At 70.6% G+C, this 26,996-nt stretch carries 26 protein-coding genes, 1 tRNA gene and 1 other RNA gene; 18 read left to right on the forward strand and 10 right to left on the reverse strand.

Annotated elements, in window-relative coordinates:
- Positions 1–47 precede the first annotated feature (47 nt).
- Complete coding sequence (gene fdhD, locus AC1DS4_RS01090; protein WP_477631989.1) at positions 48–875, reverse strand: formate dehydrogenase accessory sulfurtransferase FdhD; 828 nt, start codon at positions 873–875, stop codon at positions 48–50.
- 63 nt (positions 876–938) lie between these two features.
- On the opposite strand from fdhD, the gene AC1DS4_RS01095 reads away from it, so the two are divergent.
- The 5 genes from AC1DS4_RS01095 to AC1DS4_RS01115 all read left to right on the forward strand — a co-directional run bounded on the left by AC1DS4_RS01095 (position 939) and on the right by AC1DS4_RS01115 (position 5,979).
- On the forward strand, positions 939–1,460 hold the full coding sequence (locus AC1DS4_RS01095) for a PH domain-containing protein (protein WP_477612611.1): 522 nt from the start codon (positions 939–941) through the stop codon (positions 1,458–1,460).
- Positions 1,457–2,917 (forward strand): PH domain-containing protein, encoded by a 1,461-nt coding sequence (locus AC1DS4_RS01100; RefSeq protein ID WP_477631990.1) that lies wholly within the window; start codon positions 1,457–1,459, stop codon positions 2,915–2,917. Before AC1DS4_RS01095 ends, AC1DS4_RS01100 begins: the two co-directional genes overlap by 4 nt.
- Positions 2,918–3,091: 174 nt before the next feature.
- A complete protein-coding gene (locus AC1DS4_RS01105) occupies positions 3,092–3,517 on the forward strand; it encodes a DUF3052 domain-containing protein (protein WP_477612613.1) in 426 nt (141 codons plus the stop codon).
- Between the two features lie 22 nt (positions 3,518–3,539).
- On the forward strand, positions 3,540–4,010 hold the full coding sequence (locus tag AC1DS4_RS01110; protein WP_477631991.1) for a peroxiredoxin: 471 nt from the start codon (positions 3,540–3,542) through the stop codon (positions 4,008–4,010).
- 163 nt (positions 4,011–4,173) lie between these two features.
- Positions 4,174–5,979 (forward strand): ATP-binding protein, encoded by a 1,806-nt coding sequence (locus AC1DS4_RS01115; RefSeq protein ID WP_477631992.1) that lies wholly within the window; start codon positions 4,174–4,176, stop codon positions 5,977–5,979.
- A gap of 110 nt (positions 5,980–6,089) precedes the next feature.
- Here AC1DS4_RS01115 and AC1DS4_RS01120 read toward each other — a convergent pair whose 3' ends face one another.
- Positions 6,090–8,906 (reverse strand): immune inhibitor A domain-containing protein, encoded by a 2,817-nt coding sequence (locus AC1DS4_RS01120; protein WP_477631993.1) that lies wholly within the window; start codon positions 8,904–8,906, stop codon positions 6,090–6,092.
- Between the two features lie 264 nt (positions 8,907–9,170).
- On the opposite strand from AC1DS4_RS01120, the gene AC1DS4_RS01125 reads away from it, so the two are divergent.
- The 6 genes from AC1DS4_RS01125 to AC1DS4_RS01150 all read left to right on the forward strand — a co-directional run bounded on the left by AC1DS4_RS01125 (position 9,171) and on the right by AC1DS4_RS01150 (position 13,719).
- Positions 9,171–9,243 (forward strand) — tRNA-Val (locus AC1DS4_RS01125).
- 1 nt (position 9,244) lies between these two features.
- Complete coding sequence (locus AC1DS4_RS01130; protein WP_477631994.1) at positions 9,245–10,105, forward strand: Nif3-like dinuclear metal center hexameric protein; 861 nt, start codon at positions 9,245–9,247, stop codon at positions 10,103–10,105.
- The gene (locus AC1DS4_RS01135) at positions 10,051–10,842 is read left to right on the forward strand and encodes a zinc ribbon domain-containing protein (RefSeq protein WP_477631995.1); all 792 of its coding nucleotides are present in this window, start codon (positions 10,051–10,053) and stop codon (positions 10,840–10,842) included. The genes AC1DS4_RS01130 and AC1DS4_RS01135 overlap by 55 nt, the downstream gene beginning before the upstream one ends.
- 3 nt (positions 10,843–10,845) lie before the next feature.
- Complete coding sequence (locus AC1DS4_RS01140; protein ID WP_477631996.1) at positions 10,846–12,018, forward strand: bifunctional RNase H/acid phosphatase; 1,173 nt, start codon at positions 10,846–10,848, stop codon at positions 12,016–12,018.
- Positions 12,019–12,094: 76 nt separating this feature from the next.
- The gene (locus AC1DS4_RS01145) at positions 12,095–12,523 is read left to right on the forward strand and encodes a rhodanese-like domain-containing protein (RefSeq protein ID WP_477612619.1); all 429 of its coding nucleotides are present in this window, start codon (positions 12,095–12,097) and stop codon (positions 12,521–12,523) included.
- Between the two features lie 5 nt (positions 12,524–12,528).
- The gene (locus AC1DS4_RS01150) at positions 12,529–13,719 is read left to right on the forward strand and encodes an O-succinylhomoserine sulfhydrylase (protein WP_477632290.1); all 1,191 of its coding nucleotides are present in this window, start codon (positions 12,529–12,531) and stop codon (positions 13,717–13,719) included.
- A 35-nt stretch (positions 13,720–13,754) separates the two neighbouring features.
- Here AC1DS4_RS01150 and AC1DS4_RS01155 read toward each other — a convergent pair whose 3' ends face one another.
- From AC1DS4_RS01155 to AC1DS4_RS01165, 3 genes are all read right to left on the reverse strand, one after another.
- Positions 13,755–14,588, reverse strand: coding sequence for a CHAD domain-containing protein (locus AC1DS4_RS01155; protein ID WP_477612620.1), 834 nt, complete (start codon positions 14,586–14,588; stop codon positions 13,755–13,757).
- Between the two features lie 70 nt (positions 14,589–14,658).
- Positions 14,659–15,756 carry an SLC13 family permease gene (locus tag AC1DS4_RS01160; protein WP_477631997.1) on the reverse strand — a complete coding sequence of 366 codons (1,098 nt, stop codon included), beginning with the start codon at positions 15,754–15,756 and terminating at the stop codon, positions 14,659–14,661.
- A gap of 16 nt (positions 15,757–15,772) precedes the next feature.
- Entirely contained in the window at positions 15,773–16,522 is a 750-nt protein-coding gene (locus tag AC1DS4_RS01165; protein WP_477631998.1) for a YaaA family protein, read from the reverse strand.
- Between the two features lie 80 nt (positions 16,523–16,602).
- Here AC1DS4_RS01165 and AC1DS4_RS01170 point away from each other — a divergent pair, with 80 nt between their 5' ends.
- The 6 genes from AC1DS4_RS01170 to AC1DS4_RS01195 all read left to right on the forward strand — a co-directional run bounded on the left by AC1DS4_RS01170 (position 16,603) and on the right by AC1DS4_RS01195 (position 22,030).
- On the forward strand, positions 16,603–18,045 hold the full coding sequence (locus tag AC1DS4_RS01170; RefSeq protein ID WP_477631999.1) for an RNB domain-containing ribonuclease: 1,443 nt from the start codon (positions 16,603–16,605) through the stop codon (positions 18,043–18,045).
- Positions 18,046–18,261: 216 nt separating this feature from the next.
- Positions 18,262–18,659: RNase P RNA component class A (gene rnpB / locus AC1DS4_RS01175), an RNA gene on the forward strand.
- Positions 18,660–18,710: 51 nt separating this feature from the next.
- Complete coding sequence (locus AC1DS4_RS01180; RefSeq protein WP_477632000.1) at positions 18,711–19,370, forward strand: MBL fold metallo-hydrolase; 660 nt, start codon at positions 18,711–18,713, stop codon at positions 19,368–19,370.
- A gap of 57 nt (positions 19,371–19,427) precedes the next feature.
- A complete protein-coding gene (locus AC1DS4_RS01185; RefSeq protein ID WP_477632001.1) occupies positions 19,428–19,640 on the forward strand; it encodes a hypothetical protein in 213 nt (70 codons plus the stop codon).
- Positions 19,641–19,658: 18 nt separating this feature from the next.
- Positions 19,659–20,483, forward strand: a complete 825-nt coding sequence (locus AC1DS4_RS01190; protein ID WP_477632002.1) for an ABC transporter ATP-binding protein — start codon at positions 19,659–19,661, stop codon at positions 20,481–20,483.
- Complete coding sequence (locus AC1DS4_RS01195; protein ID WP_477632003.1) at positions 20,459–22,030, forward strand: hypothetical protein; 1,572 nt, start codon at positions 20,459–20,461, stop codon at positions 22,028–22,030. Before AC1DS4_RS01190 ends, AC1DS4_RS01195 begins: the two co-directional genes overlap by 25 nt.
- Before the next feature lie 95 nt (positions 22,031–22,125).
- Here the strand turns inward: AC1DS4_RS01195 and ppgK are convergent, their stop codons facing one another.
- Positions 22,126–22,899, reverse strand: a complete 774-nt coding sequence (ppgK, locus tag AC1DS4_RS01200) for a polyphosphate--glucose phosphotransferase (protein WP_477612628.1) — start codon at positions 22,897–22,899, stop codon at positions 22,126–22,128.
- Positions 22,900–22,942: 43 nt separating this feature from the next.
- Positions 22,943–23,806 (reverse strand): type I methionyl aminopeptidase, encoded by an 864-nt coding sequence (map, locus tag AC1DS4_RS01205; RefSeq protein ID WP_477632004.1) that lies wholly within the window; start codon positions 23,804–23,806, stop codon positions 22,943–22,945.
- A gap of 50 nt (positions 23,807–23,856) precedes the next feature.
- On the opposite strand from map, the gene AC1DS4_RS01210 reads away from it, so the two are divergent.
- Positions 23,857–24,045, forward strand: coding sequence for a methionine aminopeptidase (locus tag AC1DS4_RS01210; protein WP_477612630.1), 189 nt, complete (start codon positions 23,857–23,859; stop codon positions 24,043–24,045).
- A gap of 85 nt (positions 24,046–24,130) precedes the next feature.
- On the opposite strand, the gene AC1DS4_RS01215 is transcribed toward AC1DS4_RS01210, so the two are convergent.
- The 3 genes from AC1DS4_RS01215 to AC1DS4_RS01225 form a co-directional block, all read right to left on the reverse strand.
- On the reverse strand, positions 24,131–24,757 hold the full coding sequence (locus tag AC1DS4_RS01215) for a class I SAM-dependent DNA methyltransferase (RefSeq protein WP_477632005.1): 627 nt from the start codon (positions 24,755–24,757) through the stop codon (positions 24,131–24,133).
- A 102-nt stretch (positions 24,758–24,859) separates the two neighbouring features.
- The gene (fgd, locus tag AC1DS4_RS01220) at positions 24,860–25,867 is read right to left on the reverse strand and encodes a glucose-6-phosphate dehydrogenase (coenzyme-F420) (protein WP_477612632.1); all 1,008 of its coding nucleotides are present in this window, start codon (positions 25,865–25,867) and stop codon (positions 24,860–24,862) included.
- 61 nt (positions 25,868–25,928) lie between these two features.
- Positions 25,929–26,996, reverse strand: a complete 1,068-nt coding sequence (locus AC1DS4_RS01225) for a M36 family metallopeptidase (RefSeq protein ID WP_477632006.1) — start codon at positions 26,994–26,996, stop codon at positions 25,929–25,931.

Consider the following 26,996-nt stretch of genomic DNA (forward strand, 5'->3'; position numbering starts at 1 on the left):
GAGGTGGCTACTGGCCAGTATGCGAAGCGTGGACGAACTGCCTCGGCTCACAGACCGAGGCGGTGGCCACCCGCATAGACCGTCAGGCGCGGGGGGCGGGCGAAACCCACGAGCGTCAGCCCGGACTCCGTAGCCAGCTCTGCGGCCAGCGACGAGGGTGCGGACACCGCGACCAGGGCGGGCAGCCCGGCCATCACGGCCTTCTGGACCAGCTCGAAGCTCGCCCGCCCGCTCACGACGAGGACGTGCCCGGTCAAGGGCAGCAGCCCCTCACGACCGGCCCAGCCGACCACCTTGTCGACGGCGTTGTGGCGCCCGACGTCCTCACGCACGACGAGGGGTTCGCCATCGGCGGTGAAGATCCCCGCCGCGTGCAGCCCGCCCGTCCTGTCGAAGACCTTCTGCCGGGTCCGCAGCGTTTCGGGGAGGCCAGCCACGACGACGGGTGACAGCCGCAGCGGGTCGTCGCCGACGGCATACGGGCTGCTCGCGGTGATGGCGTCGATGCTGGTCTTGCCGCACACGCCGCAGGCGCTGCTCTGGTAGCCCGAGCGGGCGACGCGTCCGAGGTTGGGCACGACGCCGGGTGCCAGCGTCACGTCGACCACGTTGTAGGTGGGGGAGCCGGACTCGTCCTCGTCGAGGCAGTGCATGAGGCGGAGGACCTGGTCGGCCCGGCGCAGCACCCCTTCGGTGAGCAGGTTGCCCAGTGCCAGGTCGAAGTCGTCACCCGGCGTGCGCATCGTGACGGTGACCGAGGTGCCGGCCACGCGGATCTCGAGGGGTTCCTCGACGGCGAGGGTGTCCGGTCGCGCCGTCGACCGGACCCCGTCCGAGGTCACCTCGACCCGGAGCGCCGGCGTCCGTCTCGTCACCCGTCCCACGCGAGCAATGTATGTCGCGGACCCGAGCCTCTCACCGGCGGATAGGTTGGGAACGTGAGCGACGCCCCCATCGAACAGTCCCCGTCCCCCGATGAGGTCCGCCTCTTCGGCGACACCGGTATGCCGTGGCGGCCCGTCTCGCCGAAGCTCGCCACCGCGCGGCTGCTCGTCCTGTCGGTGTTCCTCGTTCCGCCACTGCTGGCCCTGCTGGCGCTCGCGGTGTTCGTGTGGACGTGGTTCTGGGTGGGAGCCGTGGTCCTCGCAGTCGCCCTCGCCTTCGGTGCCTGGCTGATCAGTCGGCAGGTCCCTGCGATCACGTGGGCCGAAGGTGCGGAGGAGCTGGTGGTCCGCCGCGGTCGGATGTTCCGGACCCTGGTGAGCGTGCCCTACGGCCGGCTGCAGTTCGTCGACGTGCAGTCCGGTCCGCTGGGGCGGCGGTTCGGCATGGCCACCGTCGAGCTGCACACCGCCTCGCCCCAGAGCGGCGGCCAGATCCCGGGGCTGCCCACGGCCGAGGCCGAGGCCCTCAGGGAGCGGCTCGCGGCCCGGGGCGAGTCCCAGCGGGCTGGCCTGTGAGCGCTGTCGAGCCGACGCCGGTCCCGGCGTCGGAGCCGGCTCCCGAGACCGGATGGCGGCACCTGCACCCCCTCTCACCATTGCTCAAGGGCGGTATCGCGTTCGTCGCCGTGCTGGCCTACGTCGTGTCGCAGCAGGCGGACTCGTTCTTCGGCGCGCAGCGGGACGACCCCACGCAAGGCCACCTGGGCTGGGCCGCGATCGGCGTCCTCGTCGTCCTGCTCGGGATCATCGCGGGCGCCTGGGTGTCCTGGCGGTTCTCCCGATTCCGGGTCGCCGACACCCTCATCGAGCTGCGGACCGGCGTGGTCTACCGCCAGCACCGGCAGGTGCGGTTCGACCGGATCCAGGCCGTCGACCTGGGGCGGCCGTTACTGGCTCGCCTGACGGGACTGTCCGAGGTCGTGGTCCAGTCCGCGGGTGGCAAGGACTCGCACCTCAAGCTGTCCTTCCTCACCGACGCCCAGGCCCAACAGGTGCGAGAGCAGCTGATGGCCCTCGCGGGACGCAGCGACGAGGTCGGCGCACCCTCGGTCGCACCGCCGAGCGGAACGCGCGAGTGGGGCGGAGCCCACCTGTCTGACGAGGACTACGCCGACCTGCCGGCGCCGGCGCCCGTCGGCCAGCGCATCCTCGCGATCCCGAACTCCCGCATCCTGCAGTCCATCCTCTACACCGGCCCCGGGGCGGTCATCCTGCTCGCGGTACCCGCGCTCGTGGTCTCGGTGGCGCTCGGCGTGCCGGAGATGGTGGCCTGGCTCGGCCCGATGACCTTTGCGGTGGGCACGTCCCACCTCAAGCGACTCATCCAGGAGTGCAACTTCGAGCTGCTCCAGCAGGGCGACCGGCTCCGGATCCGGCACGGCCTCACCGACCTGCGGACCACCACGGTGCCGCTGCACCGCATCCAGGCGGTCGAGGTGAGCCAGTCGCTGCCATGGCGGCTGACCGGCTGGTGGCGGATCAAGGTCAACGTCGCCGGGGCGGGCACCGGCGACGACGTCACCCAGACGGTGCTGATGCCGGTCGGCAACCGACAGGAAGCCCTCCACGTCCTCGCTCTCGTGCACCCCGGCATACCTCCGGCAGCGGCCCTCGCCGCGCTGGAAGGGGAGGGCACGGCAGAGGGGTTCGTCACCGCCAGCAGGCGAGCGATGCCACTCGATCCCCTGAGCTGGCGACGCCAGGGGTATGCCGTGGTGCCCGGAGGCCTCCTCACCCGCCGCGGCGCGTGGTACCGCGCGGCCCAGTTCGTGCCGCACGCGCGCATCCAGTCGCTGAAGGTGGAGCAGGGGCCGGTGCAACGCCGTCGCGGCGTGGCGACGGTCAAGCTGCTCTCGACCGTGGGCCCGGTCTCACCGGTCGTCGCCCACCTCGACGAGCCCGAGGCGGTCCGCCTGCTTGCCGAGCAGGTGGTCCGCTCGGGCCGAGCCCGCCAGCGGGCCCAGCAGGTCTAGCCGGTCTAGCCGGTCCTAACCGGTCGCGTGGGGGAGTGCTGATCGGCCATATGCCCGACCCCAACCTTGTCCACGCGGTGGGAATGTGTGCGTTTTCCGCCGACTCGGTTGAAAATCCCGGCTCAACCCGATGGACTTACCCGCAACTGACCGCCTCGAGGGATGGAGAAGGGTGTGACCACGCCAGCGCGCTCCGCGCTGCAAGCATCGGTGGGCCGACTCGGCCTCACCGCAGGACAGGTGATCCAGGAGTTCGGCTACGACTCCGACGTCGATGACGACTTCCGCTTCGCCATCGAGGATCACACCGGCACCGAGCTCGAGGACGAGGAGTACCAGGACGTCGCCGACGCCTCGCTCATCTGGTGGCGGCAGGACGACGGAGACCTCGTCGATGCCGTCGTCGACGCCCTGACCAACCTGGGAGAGGGCGGCTCGGTCGTCGTCCTCACGCTGAAGTCGGGTCGTCCCGGCCACGTCGAGGCGAGCGACATCGAGGAAGCCGCGACCACCGCGGGTCTGCACACCTCGGGCACCGTCAACGCCTGCGACGACTGGACGGCCACCAGGCTGGTCGCCCCCAAGACCGGTCGGCGTTGACGTCGCTGGCAGACTGCCGGGCATGACCTCACCCTTGGCTGTCGGGGCTGCGGCCCCGGACTTCACCCTCAGGGACCAGAACGGCCAGGAGTTCTCCCTCGCGCAGTTCCGCGGCGCCAAGAACGTCGTCCTGGTGTTCTACCCCTTCGCGTTCTCCGGCATCTGCACCGGTGAGCTGTGCGAGATCCGTGACGACCTCGGCGGCTTCGTCGCCGACGACGTGCAGGTGCTCGCCGTCTCCTGCGACCACATGTTCAGCCAGCGCGCCTGGGCCGACAAGGAGGGCTACTTCTTCCCCCTCCTGTCGGACTTCTGGCCGCACGGCGGCGTGGCGCAGAGCTACGGCGTCTTCAACGAGCAGGCCGGTGCGGCGGTGCGCGGCACGTTCCTGGTCGACACCGGTGGGGTGATCCGGTGGTCGCTGGTCAACGAGATCGGCCAGGCCCGCGACTTCACCGGTTACCACTCGGCGCTGGCCGAGCTGCGCGGCTGACTATCCCCTCCCGGGCGGCGGGTGGCTGTTTCGCCCCCCTGCGCTAGTCCCAACGGATGAAGAGGGCGGACATACCGGGCGATAGCGGTTGGACGAGCCCCCTTTGCGGTTACCCTGCGTCGGTGCTGGGGAGTCACGACAGTCAGTCAGGGGTGAGCAGTCGGTGGTCTTGACCACGACCGGGATGCAGGCGTTGCGGGGCCTGTCGGAGCTGATGAACCGCGCCAGCGGCCAGGAGAGCCTTCAGGACGTGCTCGACCTGATCGTCGAGGGCGCGGCCGACGTCGTGGGCTTTCGTGTGGCCGCCGTCAGCCTGGTGCAGCCCGACGGCGACCTCGAGGTCGTTGCCGTGGGCGGTGACCCGGGTGCGCGCCGCGAGCTGATGGGCCGACGCACCCCCCGCGGCCTGGTGGAGGCCGAGTTCGAGATCGCCGAGAAGTGGGGCACCCTGCGGTTCGTACCGGCGGACCGGTTGCCGACGACCTCGCAGCCCGGCTGGGTGGCAGAGGGGTGGGATGTCTCCGCGATCGGGGAGCCGGACTCCTGGGACCCCCTCGACACGCTGCTCGCGCCCTTCTACGACGTCGCCGGCACGTGGCTGGGCATGATCACCGTCGACCTTCCGCTCAGTGGCAAGCGCCCCGACGAGGTGCAGCAGGCGCTGCTCGAGGTCTTCGCCAACCAGGCAGGCATCGCCATCAACGGAGCTCGACAGCGACTCGCGCTGACCGAGCAGGCGCGCCTCGCCGCCGCGGTGCACACCGTCGCCCGGATCTCCCAGGAAGTCCTGGACCCGGCTCGCGCCGTGGAAGCCGTCGTCGAACCCGTGTTGGAGGGTCTGAAGGGGTCCGCGATCTGGGTGCGCACGTTCGGCCGCGAGAACGACCCGGCCGACGGCAGCGTCGTCGCCCACTTCGGACACGGCTCCGACAGCGCCCCCGCGGAGGTCCTCAACCTGGTGCGGAGGGTGGCCCAGCAGTGCTGGCGACGGCGGACTGCCGCGCTGGTGCGTGCGGGTTCGACTCACCCCCATGGACTGCTGACCGAGGAGGAAGTTGCCACGATGCTCGCCTTCACGGCGCCCTTCGGCGGCGGGGCCTGGATGCTCGCACCCATCGGGGCGGGCCGTGAGTGCCTGGGCCACCTCGTCATCACCCGCTCGGCCCAGGAACCGACCTGGAGCGACGCGGAGGCCGCCTCGGCGCTGGAGATGGGCCGGGACATCGGACGGGCCATCGTCAACGCGCGGCTGCTCGAGCTGGAGCGCCGCCTGGTTGACCGGTTGCGCCAGTCCGACCGCGCGAAGACGGACCTGTTCGCCACGGTGGCGCACGAGCTGAAGAACCCCCTCACCTCCATCGTCGGCCACCTGGAGCTGCTGCATGACGACCCGACGACGGACAGCGACTGGTCGCTGGGGGTCATGGAGCGCAACACCCACCGGCTGCAGGCCCTGGTCAACGACCTGCTCACCCTGTCGAAAGTCAGTGACCCGGATCGCCCTCTCGTCAGCAGCCAGGTGGACCTGGCCGGGCTGACCCGCGATGCGATGGACATGTTCCTGCCGGGCGCCGAACAGCGCGGCATCCGCCTGACCAGCGACCTGTCCGACGGGGTCGCGGTGGTCACCGGCAGCGCCGACGAGCTGGCGCGGGTGGTCGACAACCTCGTGAGCAACGCGGTGAAGTTCAGCCCTGACCACGGAGAGGTGCGGCTGAGCACCCGGCGAGACAGCGACAGCGTGGTCCTGCTCTGCACCGACGACGGGCTGGGCATCTCCACCGAGGACCAGCAGTCCCTGTTCACCGAGTTCTTCCGGAGCACCAACCCCGTCGCCCTCCAGGTCCCCGGCACCGGTCTGGGCCTGAGCATCGTCGCCCGGATCATCGCGCGCCACGGCGGCTCCATCAGCGTGGAGTCCGAACTGGGCAGCGGCACGACCTTCGAGGTGGCCCTCCCGGCCGCGTGACACCGGGAGGTGGGGTCCGCGGACGCACGAGGGCCGGTATGCCGTTCACACGGCATACCGGCCCTCACGCCATTTCTCCGGTGGTCCCCTTCTCTGGCGGTTCCCAGGGACTAGGGGGACGGAGGCGTGATTTTGATCTGCGCGGACTGGTTGCCCGCCATGGCCTTGGCAACGGTCACCGAGGTGCCGTAGCCGACACCGTCGTCGGCAGGGTTGCCCGAGCCGAGTGGGGTGGCGAGGCCGATGTCGAGGCCGTAGTACTGCGGCAGCGGGTTGCCGGCAGCGTCGACGACGCGAACGCTGTACGGCGCGTTGCCCTGTGACGGGACGACGGTGGAGGCGTCCGGGTCACGGTAGAAGACCTTGCTGCCGCGGATCTCCATGCCGGGGTACCACGTCTTGTCGTCGGTGAACGACCTGACCGCGGACTGCGCCGGGAAGGCGTTGCACGCCTCGCCGGTGAAGTCAGCCTTGGTCTGGCACTCGTTGAACTGGTAGGTCCCGAACAGGTTGAAGGCTGCGTTGGACGACTGAGGTCGCGACGGCAGGTTCTTCAGCGTGGTGGTGTCGAGGACGGCGTTGGCCCCGGTGCGACGCAACGGGTCGAAGTGGCTGTCCACGATGAGCAGGCCACCCTTGGCACCCTCACTCGGCAGGCTCGTGAGGTTGTTGAGGATGTGGTTGGCGTTGCCGTACCCCGTGTCGCGGTACCAGACGAGGGCGCCCGGCGCGTTGTACCTGATCTTCTCGACCTTCCACGCACCGTTGTCACCGAGCTTCTGGTACGTCGTGTCGTAGGCGTACTGCAGGCCGGCGTCGAACCCGTCGAAGTTGCGCCACTCCACGAGGTAGTACTGCGCATTCTGCGACGTGCCGGTGTCGAGCACCCAGCCGGCACCGCTCGTGTCGGTCCAGGTCCCCACGGCGGTGGTCCAGCCGTTGTTGACCTCGGCGTCGTCGGTCCACACGGTGGTGGCGCCGTTGGTGACGGAGAGGTCGTCGACGAACCAGCCCTTGTCCTCGAAGCCCGCATCGGTTGCGTACATCAAGCGGACCTTGATGTTCTGGCCGGCGAAGGCGGTGAGGTTGGCGTAGTGGTGGGCCCAGCCATCGGTGGCACCCGTGAGGCCGTACTTCTTGCCGCCGAAGTCGGCCATGCGGCCGTTCGGGTCGGCGTAGCCGTCCGGGGTGGACACCGCGGTGCCCGCCTCGTTGTAGACCTTCTGCTCGGTCCAGGTGGCGCCACCGTTGGTCGAGACCTCGACGAAGCCGAAGTCCCAGTTCTCCTCGATGGAGTAGTTGTCCCACATCCAGAAGCGGGCGTCCGTGGCGCCGGCCGGCACCGAGACGTCACGTGTCAGCGTGTTCTTCGCCCACGACTGGTCGGCGCTGGAGTACCACATGTTCGAGCCTGAGTGCGGCACGGCGAGGGTGAGGGTCTTGGGCGGCAGGTTGATCTTGACGCCGTCAGCCGTGCCCTTGGGGGTGCGGCTGGTCTGGCCCACGATGACCGTGCGGGGGTCGTCCCCGGGGTTGATCTGGACCGGGTCGGCCCAGCCCAGGACCCACTTGTCCCAGAGGCCCATGTGCGTCGGCATCGACTGGAAGATCGGGCCCGAGTGCGAGCCGGAGCTCATCAGGTCCCAGAAGTCGACGTCGGAGTCGCCGCCGCTGGCGGTGTCGTAGAGGTCCGGCAGACCGAGGTCGTGGCCGTACTCGTGCGCGAAGACACCGACACCGGAGTCCTCGGGCTGCACGATGTAGTTCGACAGCTTCAGGTTGGTGCCGGGCACGGGAGCGCCGCCGGCCACCGCCGAGGAGTGCGCCCAGATGGCGTAGGGGCCCTGGGCCCCGCCGCCGCCGGACTTGTCCTCACCGGCGTGGACGAGCACGACGTGGTCGATGACCCCGTCGGGCTCGAGGACGTTGCCGTCGCCGTCGACGTCGCCCTGGTCCTCGAGGTCGTAGTCAGCCCACGGGAAGTTGGGCTGGGCCTTGGCGAGGGCGGCCACGGCGTCGATCGGGAGCTGGCCCGGGCCGAGCGGGTTGTCCGGGTGCCCCTGCATGTCCTGGATCGCGCCGTACTCCCACTCACCCGCGTCGTTCTGGTGGCACACGGTCGCCCCGTAGTACGCCTCCGAGTGGGTCACGGTGACCCACGGGGTGGCGGCACCGCTGACGGTGTAGGCGCCCTTGGACATCTCCTCGTACATGTTCTTCATGGTGTAGCCGGAGATGTCGAAGCCGGGCTGGCCGTCAGGACCCGTGAGGTCGGTGCGGACGCGTTGGGTGATGCCGGTCTTGGTGTAGAGCATCGCGTTGTAGTGCGCGGACGAGAAGTCCGGCATCCACATGGAGTTGTTGTCGAGCAGGCCTGCACCGGCAGGGTTGGGGATGGTGTTGTGCGTGGGCCCGTTCTGGACGTTGCCCGCGACGCACCCGTCGGCGCTGAAGCCGTCGGGCACCATGGAGCCGGTGAAGTCGTCGTTCGCCTGGGTGTTGAACTCGACCAGGATCGTGAGGAGCTTGGCCACCTGAGTGGACTTGGCTGCCTTGATGGCCTTGGGGCTCTTGCCCGTCCGGACCGACTCCGCCTCGAGCTTCGCCAGCTGGCGCGCGGCCTGCGGGTTGCCCTTGGCGTGCTTCTCGTCGTAGACCTTGGCCTTGGCCAGGGCGTCGACCTGCCGCTTGGTCACGGCCTTGCTCTTGCTGACCGCGACGTCCTTGCCGAATGCCGCCTCGGCGCGTGGCGCGACCGTGTTGAGGTAGTAGTCGCCGGCGGGCGACGATGCGACTGGAGAGCCGGCCGGTGCGGATGCTGCCACCGAGGCCGTGGAGCCGGCGGCGGCGAAGCCGGCGGCAACCAGGGCGACGGCAGGCACCACAGCAGTGGCCCGAAGACGATGCTCCGTGATCCTGCGATTCATGTGCGTCCCTTCGAGGGTTCGACCCGCGGTGTGCGGCCGCGAGCTGGCGGCCTCCGGGTGGAGGCACGTTGGGCGGAATCTTGCTGGGGTTCGACGGCCTTTGGGAAGGAGCACCGGCATGATTTCTCGGTTCCGGCAGGTAAATTCTTCGTCTGACCCCCTCCGAACAGGACGTTGTGTTGCGGTGGCGTGGGGTGGCGCCACAACCTGACAGAATGTCGACCGCAGTCCGAACGCGGCGCCCTGCGCCGGCCGTGACGACGCGGGCCTGTAGCTCAGTTGGTAGAGCGCCACGTTTACACCGTGGATGTCGTCGGTTCGAGCCCGGCCGGGCCCACATGCACACCACCCTGGCTGACGTCGTTCGTGTGCTTGATGACCTCTACCCGCCGTCGACGGCGCAGTCGTGGGACCAGGTCGGGCTGGTGGCCGGCGACCTCACCCAGCCGGTGCGGCGGATCCACTTCGCCGTCGACCCCACGCTGGCGGTCATCGAGGAGGCGCGCGCCCTCGGCGCGGACCTCCTGGTGACGCACCACCCGCTGCTGCTGCGCGGCATACACAGTGTGGCCACGTCGGGTGCCAAGGGCGCCAGCGTCACGGCGCTCGTGGTCCACGACATCGCGTTGTACGTCGCACACACCAACGCCGACGTCGCCTCGCCGGGCGTCAACGACGCCCTCGCCCAGGCGTGCGGCCTCAGCGACGTCGAGCCGCTCGCCGTCGTCGAGGGACAGCCACTGGGGCGGGTCGGACGGCTCACCGCGCCGGTGTCGCTGGCCGAGTTCACCAGGTCCCTGTATGCCGCCCTGCCGCCCTCCGCGGGCGGGCTTCGGGTGGCCGGCCCGGCCGATGCCACGGTCCAGCGGGTCGCCGTAATGGGCGGCGCCGGCGACGACCTGTTCGACCACGTGAGGGCGAGCGGTGCCGACGTCTACGTCACGGCCGACCTGCGCCACCACCCGGTCCTCGAGGCCCGCGAGGAGTCCAGGGGAGGTCCGCCCTACCTCGTCGACGCAGGTCACTGGGCCACCGAGTCGCTCTGGCTCGCGCGTGCTGCCGAGCGCGTGCGGACGGCGGTTGCGGAGGCCGGCCCGGAGGCCCCTAAGGTGGAGACCCACATCTCAACACTGCGCACCGACCCGTGGGACTTCGTGGTCGGAGCCGAATCGCCCGCTGGGCCTGGAGGTACGTCCTGAAAGCCGACTCGTCCCGTCAATGGCGACTGCTCGACCTGCAGGCGATCGACACCCGTCTCGACCAGATCGCGCACGCCCGCAAGAGCCTCCCCGAGCACGCGGTGCTGGCCGACCTCCAGGCCAAGGCCGCGGGCCTCGACTCCCTGCTGGTGCGGGCTCGCACCGAGCTCGGCGACATCCAGCGCGAGATCGCCAAGGCGGAGGCCGACGTGCAGCTCGTCCGAGACCGGGCGGCCCGCGACCGAGCCCGGCTGGACTCCGGCACCGGCTCGGCCAAGGACCTGCAGGCGATCCAGCACGAGCTCGAGTCCCTGGTTCGTCGACAGTCCGAGCTGGAGGATGTCGAGATCGAGGTCATGGAGCGCGCCGAGGACGCCGAGTCCGCCGTCTCGCAGCTCGACGTCGAGCACGCCACGCTCGCCGCGCAGATCACCGCGGCCACCGAGGCGAGGGATGCGGCTCTGGCCGACCTCGAGCACGAGGCCACCAAGGTGGCCGCCCCACGCGCCGACATCGTGGCCGGCGTGGGCGACGACCTCGTCGCGCTGTACGAGAAGATCCGCGTCCAGAGCGGCGGCCTCGCGGCGGCGCCGCTGCGGCAGCGTCGGTGCGGCGGGTGCCAGCTCGAGCTCAACAACGTGGACATGAACCGCATCAAGGCGGCGCCCGCGGACGAGCTGCTGCGCTGCGAGGAGTGCCGGCGCATCCTCGTGCGCACGGCCGAGTCCGGCATCTGAACCGTGCCGTCGACCCGACGTGCGCTCGTCATCGAGGCTGACGGTGGCTCCAGGGGCAACCCCGGGGTCGCCGGGTACGGCGCCCTCGTGCGCGACCCTGTCACAGGGCGGGTGCTGTGGGAGGGCGCCGCGCCACTGGGCAAGGAGTCCAACAACGTCGCGGAGTACTCCGGCCTCATCGCCGGCTTGAAGGCGGTCCTGCGGATCGACGCGGGCGCCGACGTCGAGGCGCGGATGGACTCCAAGCTCGTCGTCGAGCAGATGGCCGGACGCTGGAAGATCAAGCACCCGGACATGCGCATGCTCGCGCTCGAGGCCCGTGACCTGGCCGCCCAGATCAGCGCGGCGGGTGGGTCGGTGTCGTTCAGGTGGATCCCACGCGAGCAGAACAAGGACGCGGACGCCCTGTCCAACGACGGCATGGACGGGCGGACCATCGACCGCATGCTGGGGGAGGGCGGTGCCGGCGGCGAGACCGGGGGCGACCCTGTCGACGAGGTGGTCGACGAGGTGGTCGACGAGCTGATCGACCCCGAACCCAGTCCGGCAGCCACCGGGCCCTGGCAGGGCACCCCGACCCGGATCGTGCTGGTGCGCCACGGCGTCACCGAGTTCACGGTCGCCTCACGCCTCGACGGCCGGGGCGGAGCCGATCCCTCGCTCAACACTGTCGGCCAGGCCCAGGCGGCAGCCGCAGGACGGGCCACCGCACACCTCCTGGGCGGCGCACCGGCACGCCTGGTCACGTCATCGCTGGCGCGGGCGCGCGAGACGGGTGCCGCCGTGGCCGAGGCGATCGGGGTCACGACGTTGGTCGACGCGGACTGGGACGAGCAGGACTTCGGTGACTGGGACGGCGCCAGCATCCCCGACCTGGTCCGCGACCACCCGGGTGAGCTGGCTGCCATGCGCGAGGACCCGGCCTACGCCCGTCCGGGCGGGGAGTCGCACGACCAGCTGGCCGCGCGAGTCGTCGCCGCCTTCGACCGGGTGGTCGCCGCGGGCGGCACCACGGTGGTGGTCTGCCACCGCAAGCCGATCATGTGCGTGCTCGCCCACGTCCTGGGCATCCCGCACGACAAGGTGTGGCGTCTCGCTGCCGCCCCGGGGTCGCTGACCGCGCTGGAGGTCTGGCCCGACGGCAACGTCTCGGTCGCGTTCACCAACCGCACCTGAGGACATCCCCGCCCCGGGGCGGTCCACGACGTGGGCCGCCCGTCTCGCCATGTGGCGTGAGTTCTAGGCTGGCGCCATGAGCGCTGAGTCCATCACCTACGCCGGTGACGTCGCCCCCGAGGATGCGTATGCCGCGTTGGCGGCGGAGGAGGACGCCGTCCTCGTCGACGTGCGAACCACCGCGGAGTGGAGCTATGTCGGGCTGCCGGACCTTTCGCCGATCGGCAAACGGGTGGTCTGCGTCGAGTGGCAGCGCTATCCCGACGGTGCCCTCAACGGTGACTTCGTCGAGCAGCTGCAGGACGCAGGTCTGCCCGACGGGGCGCCGATCTACTTCATCTGCCGCTCCGGCGTGCGATCCATCGCCGCGGCGGAGGCCGCGACCAAGGCTGGCCTCGGGCCGGCGTACAACGTGCTCGAGGGCTTTGAGGGACCGCACGACGAGCACGGCCACCGCGTGGTTGCGGGCTGGAAGAATGCTGGTCTGCCGTGGCGGCAGGGGTGAGCAACGTGACGCCGAACCCGTTGTCGCAGAGCGGATTCCGCCCTGACACCATCGCCGTGCGCGGCGGTCTCAACCGGAGCAACTTCGACGAGACCGCCGAGGCGCTCTACCTGACGTCCGGCTTCGTCTACGAGAGCGCGGAGCAGGCCGAGGCGGCCTTCAAGGACGAGGTCGACCACTTCATCTACTCGCGCTACGGCAATCCCACGGTCACGATGTTCGAGCAGCGGCTGCGCGAGCTCGAGGGGGCGGAGGCGTGTTTCGCCACGGCGTCCGGGATGTCGGCAGTGTTCGTGGCGCTGGCCGCCCTGCTCGGCAGTGGCGACCGGGTCGTGTCGTCGCGCGGGCTGTTCGGGTCGTGCTTCGTCATCCTCGACGAGATCCTGCCGCGCTGGGGCGTCGAGACCGTCTTCGTCGACGGACCGGACCTCGACCAGTGGCGTGCGGCCCTGTCCGAGCCGACGCAGGCCGTCTTCTTCGAGACCCCCAGCAACCCGATGCAGGAGCTGGTGGACATGCGAGCGGTGTCGGACCTCGCTCACGCAGTCGGCGCCCAGGTCGTCGTCGACAACGTCTTCGGCACCCCGGTGTTCTCCAAGCCGCTCGAGCACGGTGCCGACATCGTCGTCTACTCGGCCACCAAGCACATCGACGGCCAGGGCCGCACGCTCGGTGGGGCAGTGCTCGGGACCGCCGAGTTCGTCGACGGTCCCGTCAAGAACCTGATGCGGCACACGGGTCCCTCGATGTCGCCGTTCAACGCCTGGGTCCTCGTCAAGGGGCTGGAGACACTGTCCCTGCGGGTCGAGAAGCAGGCTGCCAACGCCCTGGCCGTCGCGGAGGCGCTCGAGACCCACCCCAGGGTGTCGAAGGTGCTCTATCCGTGGCTGCCGTCGTTCCCGCAGCACGAGCTGGCCCGTCGGCAGATGCTCGGTGGAGGGACCGTGGTGACCTTCGAGCTCGATGGGGGCAAGGCCGAGGCGTTCGCCCTGCTCAACGCACTGCGGGTGGTCGACATCAGCAACAACCTGGGTGACGCCAAGTCGATGGTCACGCATCCGGCCACCACCACCCACCGCCGGCTCACGCCCGAGGCGCGCGCCGCCGTCGGGATCACCGACGGCACGGTGCGCATCTCGGTCGGGCTCGAGGACGTGCAGGACGTCATCGAGGACCTCATCCGCGGACTGGGCTGAGCGACCACTGACCGGAGCCGGTCCGGGCTCGGTGGTCAGTGACGGCGGCGGAAGTGTGGTTCGAGCTGCGGCCAGGTCGCGGCGAACCTCGCCAGCGCTCGGTCCCGCGCAGAGTTCTCCACGTCGAACAGCAGCACGTAGGCCGCGATCCTGCCCGGGTCGCGCTCGTCGGCAGCCAGCCCGCGGAGCAGCCCGATGCTGACCACCGCGTCGTGGTGCTCGCCCAGGACCTCCTGCACCGTCTTGGCTTCTGCGGCGCCCGCCACGATGCGCGACCCGCACGAGGTGCCGAGCGCGTCGCAGGCGTAGCGCAGCCGGCGGAGCGACTTGCGCACCTCGTGCAGTGCCTCGTCGCGCAGGTGCTCATCCCGAGCGGCCAGGTATGCCGCGTGGCGCCGTTGCGTGCGGTGCCACACCTGCCGGACGGCCCGGCGCAGCTCCCGCCGCCGGGGTCGCGGGGTGGCTATCGCGCCGGCCGCCGCGAGGGCCGGCGAGAGGGCGGCGAACCGAGGTGAGTCCAGGGCTGTGCGCAGGTCGGTCGTCGCCCGCGCCAGCGCCTCGGTCAGCGCCTGCTCGACGGGAGCGGGCACCTCGTGCTCTGCCGGCAACCTCGTCGCGAGGACCTCGGCGTCCCGGAACGCCCCGAGCTCGGCGCTGAGCCAGGACAGCTCACGCCCCATGCCGACGCCATCGGGGATGGCCAGTGCGTCGCCGAAGGACGTCAGGCAGGCCGAGGCCCGGCGGGCGGTGGTCCGCATCTGGTGCGCGGCGTCAGGCGTCCCGGCGACGACCGTCGGGGCCAGCTCGTCCAACCGAGCCGCCAGGTCGCGCAGGTACCGTCCGACGTCGCGACCTGCATGCGGGTTCATGCGCCAGTTCTACCGGACGAGCCGCTGGACTCCGGTTGACCCCCGTGACAGGCCACCCGCGACTGCTGGGTCAGGCCGCGATCACGAGCGCAGCGAAGGCCAGTCCGGCGGAGACGACGGCGCAGAGCAGGCCTTGGGCCGCAAGTGCCTTCATCGAGGGGTGCACGCCGCGCGCCCGGCACCGCTGCGCCCACAGCAGCGTCGCGAGAGAGGCCCAGGGGGTGACCAGCGGTGCGACGTTGACGCCGATCAGGAGCGCCATCAAGCGTGCCGGCGCGTCGGAGGTCACCGACTCGAGCGCGATGTAGGCGGGCAGGTTGTTGACCGCGTTGGCGGCCAGAGCGCCCACACCCGCCACCCGTGCTAGGTCGCCGGCGGACGTGCCCTCGCCCGCCAGGGCCGCCAGTGCGGGCTGGAGCCCGAGCTGGAGGGCTGCGTCGATGACGACGAACAGTGCCGCGACGGCCAGGGCCATCCGCCACGGGACCGCGAGCCGGCGAACGAGGTCGCGGTTGCGACCCCAGGCGGCGACCACGAGCACCAGCGCGGCGGTCGACGCCACCCAGGCCGGGGACAGGCCGACGGCGAAGAGGGGACCGACCGCCACACAGACGGCGGCCGCGACGCGCAGCAGCACCTGGTCGTGCGGATCGGGAGGGGCATCGGGCAGGTAGCGCCCGCTCAGCTCGCGGCGATGAAGGGCGTAGAGCACCGCGACGGTGCCCAGCACGGCCGCTACGGCGGGCAGGGCCGCCAGTCGCACATATCCCACGTGGCCTACCCCCAGCAGTGCGAAGTGGTGCAGGGCCAACAGGTTGGTGAGGTTGGAGACGGGCAGCAGCAGGCTGGCGGTGTTGGCGATCCACAACGTCGTCAGCGCGAACGGGACCGGGGAGATCTTCAGCTGCGCGGCAATGGCCAGGCCCACGGGGGTGAGCAGCACCGCTGTCGTGTCGAGGCTCAGCACGACGGTGCACCCGACCGCGACGAGCACGAACAGCAGCCACAGCACCGGGGTCCGATGGCGTCCGGCACGCGAGGCCCAGTGACCAGCAACATCGAAAACCCCTGCTGCATCAGCTATCTCGGCCACCACCGTGATCGCGACGAAGAAGATGAGCACGGGCAGCACCCGCGCGAGGACGTCGCCGAGCTCGGCGACGTTCACTGGCGGTGCACCGCGGTCACGTGCGCGCGGTGGCGTCGATGACCCAGGGGCGCCCTGGCTTCGTCGGCTCCTCGACGGTCACGGCGAAGGCGTCGCCGAGCACGTCGGCGAGCTGAGGCACCCGACGGACGTCACGACCGACCCGGCACAGCTCGCGAGCCACCAGCCCGCGAGTGTGCTTGGCCATGTGGGTGGCGCCGGGCACCCGTACCTGCACCCAGCGCTCGGCGAGGTCGCCCTGGGGAGTCCACGCCGCGGCATACGTGCTGGAGCGGCAGTCGACCACGACGCCACGGCCGGCTGCCTCCGGGAGCACGCGGCCCAGCTCCGGCTTCCACGCGCTGGCGAGGGGACCCACACCGGGCAGGTTCACGGCCATCGAAAGCCGGTAGGGGGCGATCGCGTCGGTGGGGCGCACTGCGCCGTAGAGCGCCGAGACGACGACGAGCCAGCGGTTGGCCCGGCGTTTCGCGGCGCCGTCGAGGGAGGCGTAGTCGAGCGCGTCGTAGAGCACCCCGGAGTAGACCCGCGAGGCCGGCATCGCCGGCGCCGTGTGGAGCACGAGGTTGCGGGCGATCTCGGTCGTGAGGTTGGGGCTGACGCCGAGCGTGGCGGCCGCGTCGGCGTGTGCGCTGACCGTGGCGACGGCCTCGGCGACGGACTGGCGGGTGGCGGCGAGCTCGGGGAACGACAGGTGCTCGGCGACGACCGACCGTCCGCGGGCGCGGCCCGTCTTCGACTCCGACGGAGGCAGCAGGATCAGCACGGGCCCAGCCTAGGTGTCGACGTGCGTCGGTCCGGTGAGGGTCACCCGCGCAGGCGTCTGGATAGGTTGGCTCCATGCCCATGCGCCGCATTCACGTTCAGCAGCCCCAGGCCGACAAGGCCGTCGCACAGTCCGCGGAGCTGGTCGCCCGGTTCACCGCGATCCGGGCCGAGCTCGACGTGCCCGAGGCGTTCCCGCCGGAGGTCGAGGCCGAGGCGGCCGCAGCCGCGGCTTCGCCGGAGCTGCCGCAGCGGGACGAGACGGCGGTCGCCTTCCTCACCATCGACCCGCCCGGGTCGATGGACCTCGACCAGGCGTTGCACATCGAGCGCGACGGTGACGGCTACCGCGTGAGGTACGCCATCGCCGACGTGCCGGCCTTCGTGAGGTCGGGGGGTGCCGTTGATGCGGAGACCCGTAGGCGTGGCCAGACGGTCTATGCGCCGGACAAGCGAACTCCGTTGCACCCCACCGCGTTGAGCGAGGGCGCAGCCAGCCTGCTGGCAGGGCAGACGCGTCCGGCCTTCGTCTGGGACATGCGGCTCGATGCCGCTGCCGAGGGTGTCGCCGTCGAGGTCTACCGGGCCATGGTGAGGAGCACCGACCGGCTCGACTACGAAGGAGTTCAGAAGGCCATCGACGACGGCTCGGCCGACGAGCGCCTGGTGCTCCTCAAGGAGGTCGGAGGCAAGCGCATCGAGCTCGAGCGCCGTCGTGGGGGTGCGAGCCTGCCCATGCCCGAGCAGGAGGTCGAGGAGGACGACCAGGGGCACTACCGGATCGGCTTCCGTCCGCCACTGGAGGTCGAGGACTGGAACGCCCAGATCTCGCTGATGACCGGTATGGCGGCCGCGGAGCTGATGACGAAGGCCAAGGTCGGCATCCTGCGCACCATGCCCGCGCCGGACCAGAACGCCGTGGGTCGGTTCCGTCACGCGAGCCGGGCCCTGGGCGTCGAGTGGCAGGAGGGGACGGCCTACGGCGAGTTCCTGCGCACCCTCGACCGCACCAACCCCAAGCACCTGGCGCTGATCCACGAGGCGACCTCCCTGTTCCGCGGGGCCGGCTACACGCCGTTCGACGGCGACGTGCCGGAGCAGTCCGGGCACGCCGCAGTCGCCGCCCCCTATGCGCACGTCACGGCCCCGCTTCGTCGTCTGGTGGACCGGTTCGGACTGGCCATCTGCGCGGCGCTGAGCGCCGGTGAGGAGGTGCCCCGGTGGGCACGCGAGGCGCTGCCGTCGCTGCCCGAGGTCATGGCCGCCTCGGACAAGGTCGCCCACGGTGTCGAGCGGGCGTGTGCCGACGCGGTCGAGGCCGCAGCCCTGGAGGACCGCGTGGGTGAGGTGTTCGACGCGATGGTGGTCGACAAGCGCGAGAAGGGTGGCGCGGTCGTGCAGGTCCAGGACCCCGCCGTGCTCGCGAACGCCGACGGTCAGAACCAGCTCGGCACGTGGGTGAAGGTCAAGCTGACCGAGGCCACCGTCGCGACCGGCACCGTCCGGTTCGAGATCGTCCGCTAGGACCCGCCCCGCCCCACCGCCCCAGCCGCCCGTCGCCCGACGACCACGGTCCGGCGGCGTGAGGGGTGTGTTGTCCAGTTCGAGCAGGACGTGTCAGGTGCTGCTCGCTGCAGCGCAAACCGTGGTCGTCCGCCGACGACCCACCCGGGCGAGGGACGTTCGAGGTATGCCGCGTGGCGGGCCACGCGGCATACCTGCCCTATCCTTGGCGACGGATGAGTCGGTCAGGCGGTCGCGTCGGTGAGCAATCACCGCCGAGGAACGTCCGGGCTCCACAGGGCAAGGTGGTGGCTAACGGCCACCCGGGGTGACCCGCGGGACAGTGCCACAGAGAACAGACCGCCACGGTGAACCATCCGGCTCCGGCCGGACAGGCGCCGCGGTAAGGGTGAAACGGTGGTGTAAGAGACCACCAGCGGGCCAGGTGACTGGTTCGGCTAGGTAAACCCCACCTGGAGCAAGCTCAGACAGTGCGCGTTCGAGGGCGGCCCGCCCGAGTGCACGGGTAGGGCGCTGGAGGCAGTCGGCAACGGCTGTCCTAGATGGATGACCGTCTCCTGCTGGCCGGTAACGGCCAGCGGTGACAGAACCCGGCGTATCGACCGACTCATCCACCCCACCTGCTCACGAGCGGGTCCAAGGCGTCACGTCCTACCGTGGGAGCCATGCGGATCACCCACCTCGGCCACGCCAGCCTGCTCGTTGAGATCGCCGACGCGCGCATCCTGCTCGACCCCGGGGGCTGGTCGCCCGGCGCCCACGAGCAGCGCGACGTCGACGCCGTCCTCGTGACCCACCAGCACCCGGACCACCTCGACCAAGAGCGCTTCCCCGAGCTCCTGAAGGCCAATCCTCGCGCCCAGGTCCTTGCCGACCCGGACACCGCGAAGCTGTTGCAGGACAGCGGCTTCGACGTCGTCGCCTTCGGTCCCGGCGACCGTGCTGGGGTCGGGTCGGCCACCGTGGCGGGCGTGGGGGAGCTGCACGCCCTGATCCACGAGGACATCCCTCGGATCCACAACACCGGCATGCGGATCAGCGCCGACGGTGAGCCGACGTTCTTCCACCCCGGTGACGCGCTCGACGCGGAGCCGGCTGGCGTCGAGGTCCTCGCCTTCCCCCTCAACGCCCCCTGGCAGCGCAGCCGGGAGATGACGGCCTTCCTGCGGCGGATCGCGGCTCCCCACGCGATCCCGATCCACGACGCCCTGCTCAGCCGTGTCGGACGGGCCCTCTACCTCGGCCAGGCGGGGAACCTCGGGTCGAAAAACACCCGGATCCACGACCTCGCCGGGGGAGAGCCCCGGGAGTTCGACGCCGGGTGAGGTTCCAGCCTGCGAGTCCGATTTGGATGTTAGGTTAGCCTCACCTACTCTCCTTCCGTGCCCAAGAACTCCAAGGCCGCCAAGGGGACGAAGGTCGCCAAGGCGAAGAAGAAGTGCTGCAAGGACAAGCCGCGCTGTGCGGAGTGTCCGGTGGTGCTCATGCGCCTGGCGAAGATGGGCTACGCCGAGCGCGACGCCGACAAGCCGCGCCGCTACATGGTCGACAAATCGGTCCCAAAGAAGGCAATGCTCGTCGCGCGACAGCGGTGAAAGGTTAGCGTCGACACCATGTCGGACCCGCAGACCACCCCCGAGCCCGCCGTGGGGTCCTCCACGGTGACGACCCGTGCGCCCGAGGTCGCTCTGGCCCTTCGCGGCCTGACCAAGCGCTTCGGTGCGACCACCGCCGTCGACGGTCTGGACCTCGACGTGCCGCGCGGGTCCTTCTACGGGCTGGTCGGTCCCAACGGCGCCGGCAAGACCACGACGCTGTCGATGGCCACCGGGCTGTTGCGTCCCGATGCGGGCAGTGCGCACGTCCTCGGCACCGACGTGTGGGCCGATCCCGTCGGCGCCAAGTCCCAGATCGGCATCCTCCCGGACGGCCTTCGCCTGTTCGACCGCCTGACCGGCCTTCAGCTCGTGACGTATGCCGGCCTGTTGCGCGGCATGGACCGTGACCTCGTCGTCGAGCGGACCGGGGAGCTGCTGGCCGCGCTGGGGCTGACCGAGGCGGCCGGGAAGCTGGTCATCGACTACTCCGCGGGCATGACCAAGAAGATCACCCTCGCCTGCGCGCTGGTCCACGCTCCCCGGCTGCTCGTCCTGGACGAGCCCTTCGAGGCCGTGGACCCGGTGTCCGCTCGCACGATCCGTCGCATCCTCGAGGACTTCGCCGCCAACGGCGGCACGGTCGTCCTGTCGAGCCACGTGATGGACCTCGTCGAGCGGATCTGCACCGACGTGGCGATAATCGCCCTCGGTGTCGTCCGCGCCTCGGGCACCCTCGACGAGGTGCGAGGCGATGCGAGCCTGGAGGACCGCTTCCTCGACCTGGTCGGCGGCAACACCGACGTGGAGGGACTGGCGTGGTTGCGCACCTCCTCCGACTGAAGCTCGACCTCCTTCGCAACGGGCTGCGCCGAAGCACGGCCGCCATCGTGGGGATGGTCGTCGGAGTGCTCTACGGCGGCGGCTTCGTGGTGGCCGGGCTCGCCGGGACGGTCACGCTGCGTGCCCAAGGAGACGTCGACCTGGCGCGCACGGCGGTGGTGGTTGCCGGATCGGCAGTGGTGGCCGGCTGGGCCCTCCTCCCGGTCCTGCTGTTCGGGATCGACCCCACGCTGGACCCCACTCGTTTCGCCACCCTCGCCGTGCGCGAACGCACCCTGGCCCTCGGTCTCGCGCTCACCGCACTGGCCGGGCTGCCGGGCATCGCCACCACCGTCCTGGTGCTGGGCAGCGTGGTGGCGGGTTCTTGGTCGGTCGCGGCCACCCTGGCGGCGCTCATCGGAGGTGTCCTCGGTCTGGCCACCTGCGTCCTGCTCAGCCGGATCGTCACTGCTGCCTCGTCAGCGGTGCTCGGCACACGGCGCGGCCGGGACGTGGCCGGCGTGGCCGGCCTGCTCTTCCTGCTCAGCGTCGGCCCGATCGTTGGTGGGCTCAGCGACGGTGGCCTCGACCGAGCCACCGTCGACAGACTCGCCGACGTGCTCGCCTGGACGCCGCTGGGCTGGGCGTGGGCGCCCGCTGGTGACCTCGCCCTCGGGCTCTGGGGTACCGGGTTGACCCGCCTCGCGCTGGCGGCCGTCCTGTGCCTCGGGCTGCTGGTGGTGTGGGAACGGCTGCTCATCTCGGTCCTGCGCAACCCCCGGGCGACCTCCGGCGACGGCGGCGCGGTGTCCGGAGGACTGGGGTTGTTCGCTCGTCTGCCCGGCACGCCGATGGGTGCCATCGCGGCGCGAGCCGGCACCTACTGGCTCCGCGACCCGCGCTTCAACATGCCGGCCGTCATGACGATCCTGCTCCCTGCGGGGTTGCTCATCCCCGGCGTCGGGTCAGGGTCCGAGCTGGCCCTGCTCGCCATGCCGCTCGCCTCGGCCTACCTCATCGGCTGGGGACAGCACAACGACGTGGGCTACGACTCCACGGCCTTCTGGATGCACGTCGCCTCCGGCGTCGATGGGGTCAGCGACCGGCTGGGACGGCTGCTTCCGTCAGGGTTGATGGCGGTCGTCTGCGTCCCCACGTATGCCGTGCTGGGACCGGTGTTCGGCGCGCCCTGGAGGTTGTTGCCCGCCACCTTCGGCGTGGGATGTGCCTTGGCGCTCAACGGCTTTGCGGTGGCCTGCGTGACCAGCGCCGTGAAGCAGTACGGCGTACCTGCGCCCGGGGAGAACCCGTTCACCAGCCGTCCGGGGTCGACGGGCGTCACCCTCGGGGTGCAGGCGGTCTGCGGCGCCGCCGTGCTCGCGCTCTCCATCCCCGCGCTGGTCCTGGGTGTGCTGGCCCTGGTCGGCTGGCAGTGGGCGGCGTGGACGGTGCTGGTGGTCGGACCGGCGCTGGGGGTGGTGGCGCTGGCCGTGGGGACCCGGATGGGTGCGGACCTGTTCCGCCGACGTCAGGCCATCCTGCTCCAGGACCTCATCTCGATGCGCTGACCGGCGGCCGGCGCGACGTGGGCCCGGCCCGGGCGGCCGCGCACCTTGTGGGCTGCGTGGGGTCGGCGCTACTTGTGGGCTGCGAGGGGTCTGCGCTATTTGTTGGCCGCGAGGTGGGCCGCCCCGATGATGCCGGCCTTGTTCTCGAGCGTGGCGGGCACGATCGGGGTCTTCAGCGTGAGCAGGGGAAGGAACTGCGCGGCGTCCTTGGACACGCCGCCCCCTACGACGATGAGGTCCGGCCACAGGAGCGCCTCGAGGTGGCTGTAGTAGCGCTGCAGCCGCTTGGCCCACTCCGGATAGCTCAGCCCTTCCCGGTCCTTGATCGAGGAGGCGGCGCGCGTCTCCGCGTCGTAGCCGTCGATCTCGAGGTGGCCCAGCTCGGAGTTGGGGATGAGGACCCCGTCGTGGATCAGTGCGGTTCCGATGCCGGTGCCCAGGGTCGTCATCACGACGAGGCCCTTCTGGCCCTTGGCGGCGCCGTAGTGGAGCTCGGCGACCCCGGCTGCGTCCGCGTCGTTCACCAGGATGATGTCGTGGCCGAGCACCTTCTCGAGCATCGGCTCGGCGTCGAAGTCGAGCCACCCCTTGTCGATGTTGGCGGCCGAACGGACCACGCCATGGGTCACGACACCGGGGATGGTGACTCCGATGGGGGAGTCGCCGCGGACGGCGTCGAAGTGGTCGACGATCTGGTCGATGACCAGGGCCACCGCCTCCGGTGTCGACGCCAGGGGAGTGTCGATCCGCATCCGCTTGGCCGCGAAGGCCCCCTTGGACAGGTCGACGGGCGCCCCCTTGATGCCGCTGCCGCCCACGTCGATCCCCAACGGGAGCCCGTGCTTGGCCTGCTTGGCTTCCTTCGCCATCGGTCCGCCTCCTTGCGGTTGCCCTGCCCTGGGTTGCCCACCATCAGGCCAGCGTCAGGATCTCGTTGCCCGTGTCGGTGATGAGGATGGTGTGCTCGAACTGCGCCGACCGGCGCCGGTCTTCGGTGACGACGGTCCACTTGTCGTCCCACATCTCCCATTCCGGCGTGCCCAGGTTGAGCATGGGCTCGATCGTGAAGGTCATGCCCGGCTCGATGATCGTGTTGTAGGAGGGTGCGGCGTCGTAGTGGGGGACGATCAGACCGCTGTGGAACGACCGCCCGATGCCGTGCCCGGTGAAGTCGCGGACGACGCCGTACCCGAAACGGCGCGCATAGCTTTGGATCACTCGGCCGATGACGTTGATCTCGCGGCCCGGGATGGCGGCCTTGATGCCCCGCATCATGGCTTCGTGAGTGCGCTCGACGAGCAGCCGTGACTCCTCGTCGACGTCTCCGCACAGATAGGTCGCGTCGGTGTCGCCGTGGACGCCTCCGATGAAGGCGGTGATGTCGATGTTGACGATGTCGCCGTCCTCGAGGGGGCGGTCGTCGGGGATGCCGTGGCAGATCACCTCGTTGACGGAGGTGCACAGCGACTTGGGAAATCCCTTGTAGCCCAACGTCGAAGGATAGGCGCCGTGGTCCATCAGGAACTCGTGGCCGACCCGGTCGATCTCGTCGGTGGTGACACCCGGCGCGATGATGGCCGCCGCCGCTGTCATGGCTTGGGCGGCGATGCGCCCGGCGACCCGCATCAGCTCGATCGTCTCGGCGTCCTTGACCTCGGGGGCGTTGTCGAGGGTGGGGGCCGGTCGGTCGACGTACTCCGGCCGCTCGATCGACGCGGGCACCGGGAGACGTGGCGACACCACGCCCGGGGCCACGCTTGCGTAGGTCAACGGCATACGGTGGAGTCTAGGGACGTACGCAGATCCGTCGAATTGGAGGGCACCCCATGGCTTACTGGTACAACGTGAGCAGCGGTCAGGTCGAGAGCGACGACAACAAGAGCCAGGGCGAGGACCTCATGGGCCCGTACGGCACCGAGGCGGAGGCTGCGAACGCGCTCCAGACCGCCCGTGAGCGCACGGAGCAGTGGGACGCCGAGGACAGGGCGTGGGAAGAGGGCGGCTCGGAGGACTGAGCCCACCCGCGACGAGCCCMCCCGCGACGAGCCCACCCCGGCGACGAGCCCACCCGGGAAACGAGCCCAGCTGCGGCGGTGGACCTCAGCCGCCGCAGCGGTGCACCGAGACCGCGTACCCGGACTCCGGCCGCCAGGTCTCGCGACCCCACGTGCTGAACCGGCGCGTCAGCGTCAGGCCGGCGACCTCGCAGGCCCGGTCGTAGTCCTCCAGTGGAGTCGCCGGGCACCCCTGCGGAAGGTGCGAGGAGTCCAGGCCGAAGCCCGCGACGAGCAGTCCGCCGGGTTGCAGGTGCGCTGCCAACCGCTGGAGGGCGACGAGCAGGGTGCCGGGTGCGAGGAGCGGGATCACGTTGCCGGCGAGCACGGCGAGCTCGAACGCCTGGGACCGCAGCTGGAGTCGGCTCAGGTCCTGGCGCACCCAGGTCGTGGCTGGGTCACGCTGCTCGGCCACCTCGATCATCGCGGCGTCCGCGTCGACGCCCACGCAGTGGTAGCCCAGGGCGGTCAGCTGGGTCGCGACGCGGCCGGTGCCGCAGCCTGCGTCCAGGACGCGAGCCGGTGGAGACAAGAGGGAGGCGACCAGGGCGGCTTCACCGTGGATGTCCATCCCCTGGGCGGCGAGGTCGTCGAAGCGCTGTTGGTAGGCGGTTGCCGCGCCCGGTCCACCCGAGACCTCGGACCACCGTGTGCGGGGCTCCATCTCGGTCATGCTCACTCACCCTCGTCCATGGTCGTGCGGTGCACTCCAGCCTAGGTTCGGTGGGGTCGCAGGGGAAAGAGTCAGGGGCGCCGACGAGTCGGTCGACGCGGGTCAGCCGAGGTTGCGAAGGCCGGGCAGGACGCGATCGGCGAACGTGCGCAGGAACCGCGCTTGGTCGTGACCGGGACCGTGGAAGACCAGGTGGTTGAAGCCCCAGTCGACGTAGGGCTGCACCGCGGCCACGACCTCTTCGGGGTCGTCCGAGACGATCCACCGCGAGGCGACCTGCTCGTCGGGGAGGGCGTCGCCCAGCCGCTGCATCTCCAGGGGGTCGCTCGTGCCGTGCTTCTGCTCCGCCGTCAGCGACAACGGCGCCCAGAAGCGGCAGTTGGTCACCGCCTGTGCGCGGTCGGGGTCCCACGACAGCTTGATCTCGATCATCCGGTCGATGTCCGCGCGGGTGCGGCCGGACTTGCCCAGGCCCTCGTCCACGGCCGGCAGCAGCTTGTCGCGGTAGAGCTCCTCGCCCTTGCCGGAGGTGCAGATGAACCCGTCACCGGACCGGCCGGCATACCGAGCGACGAGCGGGCCGCCGGCGGCCACGTAGACGGGGACCGGCTGCTCCGGCCGGTCGTAGACGGTCGCGTCGACGGCGCGGTAGTAGTCACCCTCGAAGCTGACGCGCTCCTCGCTCCACAGCCGGCGCATCAGGGTGACGGCCTCGCGCAGGCGCGCGAACCGCTCCTTGAACTCCGGCCACTCCTGCACCGACCCGACGACGACCTCGTTCAGCGCCTCGCCGGTCCCGATGCCGAGCATGACCCGACCGGGGTAGAGGGCGCCCAGTGTGCCGAACGCCTGCGCCACCACGGCCGGGTTGTAGCGGAACGTCGGCGTCATGACCGAGGTGCCGATCTGCACCCGCTCGGTCCGCTCGCCCAGCGCCGCCAGCCAGGCGAGCGAGAAGGGGGCGTGGCCACCGTCGTGGCGCCACGGCTGGAAGTGGTCGGAGATCAGCACGCTGTCCAGCCCGACCTGCTCGGCCAGCACGCCGAACTCCAACAGCTCCCGGGGAGCGAACTGCTCGGCGGAGGCCTTGTACCCGATGCGCAGCGTCATGCGCCCACCGTATGCCGTGCTCGCGCCGCGGCGGCGCTGGGTCACCGCCGCGGCAGGGCGGTCAGAAGCTGATGCCCCGGGCCTCGAACCGGTCCTTGACGAGGGCTGCAGCGGCGGCGCCGTCGCGGGCCAGCGCGGTGTCGTAGGTCGCCTTGGCGGCTGCCGAGAACGAGGTGTCCGGGGCGAACCGGAACTGTGCGTCGATCAGGGTCGTGTCCCAGGCCTCCGTGGTCGAGCCCATCTTGACGTAGCCGAGGCGGATCTCCCACAGGGCCTGGCTCCAGATCTGGCCGTCGGCGTGGACCTCTCCCTTGCGGGTCGCCACGGTCATGCCGGTGTCGAAGCGCCGGATGCAGTGGGGCGCATCGGTGTAGGAGGTGGCGTCCCAGTCCATGGGGCAGGCCTGCTCGGCCTTCACCGGCCAGTGGTACTGCTTGGCGGCGGCCAGGCCGACCGAGACCGCGAGGTAGTCGCCGAACGACTCACCGATCGAGCCCGAGTCCAGGGTGGAGCCGAAGCCCGGGACCTGGGACTGGTGCACGGCGTGGCCGTACTCGTGGACGATGACCTCGGCGTCCTCCGCGTCGTCGACGCCGCCCTTGCCCAGCCGGATCCGGAAGGGCTTGCTGGTCTCGTAGGAGTTGTCCCCGCCGTACTGGTCGATCTTGACCGGGAACTGCTGCTTGAGGATCCCGCGCAGCGTCGAACCGAAGCCGAGGGACTGGAGGTACTCCTGCGCCTGGTTGACCCAGAAGTACCCCATCACCTGCTCGAACTGGTCTTGGTGGCGCGTGTAGACGAAGGTGTTCGAGGGACTGAATGCCGGTGTGCCCGTGGAGGACTGGACAGTGGCCCACGATCCGCGCAGGTAGCCCGAGCCGTCGAGGTTGCGCAGCGGGACGTTGGCGTAGGCGCTGGAGGGAACGGCAGCGTCGGAGTCCTTCTGGTCGGTCAGGCCCTGGTTGCCCGAGGACTGCACCGGGTTGACCATGAACACCGCGCCAGTGCCGGTCGACGTGCCCGGAGTCGGCTTCGTGGCCTGGGCCGGAGTTGCGGCGAACAGCAGGCCGCAGGCCGCCGCGGTGGCGACGAATGGCAGGAGCGCGGGACGGTGGTGGCGCTGGGGCAC

This window comes from Pedococcus sp. P3_C7 (assembly GCF_056402615.1).

Bases quoted from the DNA above. Each gene is read 5' to 3' on its own strand.
- AC1DS4_RS01120 (WP_477631993.1), bottom strand. From the start codon at position 8,906: ATGAATCGCAGGATCACGGAGCATCGTCTTCGGGCCACTGCTGTGGTG.
- AC1DS4_RS01155 (WP_477612620.1), bottom strand. From the start codon at position 14,588: ATGAACCCGCATGCAGGTCGCGACGTCGGACGGTACCTGCGCGACCTG.
- AC1DS4_RS01210 (WP_477612630.1), top strand. From the start codon at position 23,857: ATGGCTTACTGGTACAACGTGAGCAGCGGTCAGGTCGAGAGCGACGAC.
- fgd (WP_477612632.1), bottom strand. From the start codon at position 25,867: ATGACGCTGCGCATCGGGTACAAGGCCTCCGCCGAGCAGTTCGCTCCC.
- AC1DS4_RS01145 (WP_477612619.1), top strand. From the start codon at position 12,095: ATGAGCGCTGAGTCCATCACCTACGCCGGTGACGTCGCCCCCGAGGAT.
- ppgK (WP_477612628.1), bottom strand. From the start codon at position 22,899: ATGGCGAAGGAAGCCAAGCAGGCCAAGCACGGGCTCCCGTTGGGGATC.
- AC1DS4_RS01190 (WP_477632002.1), top strand. From the start codon at position 19,659: ATGTCGGACCCGCAGACCACCCCCGAGCCCGCCGTGGGGTCCTCCACG.
- AC1DS4_RS01130 (WP_477631994.1), top strand. From the start codon at position 9,245: ATGCACACCACCCTGGCTGACGTCGTTCGTGTGCTTGATGACCTCTAC.
- map (WP_477632004.1), bottom strand. From the start codon at position 23,806: ATGCCGTTGACCTACGCAAGCGTGGCCCCGGGCGTGGTGTCGCCACGT.
- AC1DS4_RS01170 (WP_477631999.1), top strand. From the start codon at position 16,603: ATGCGCCGCATTCACGTTCAGCAGCCCCAGGCCGACAAGGCCGTCGCA.
- AC1DS4_RS01215 (WP_477632005.1), bottom strand. From the start codon at position 24,757: ATGACCGAGATGGAGCCCCGCACACGGTGGTCCGAGGTCTCGGGTGGA.
- AC1DS4_RS01180 (WP_477632000.1), top strand. From the start codon at position 18,711: ATGCGGATCACCCACCTCGGCCACGCCAGCCTGCTCGTTGAGATCGCC.
- AC1DS4_RS01110 (WP_477631991.1), top strand. From the start codon at position 3,540: ATGACCTCACCCTTGGCTGTCGGGGCTGCGGCCCCGGACTTCACCCTC.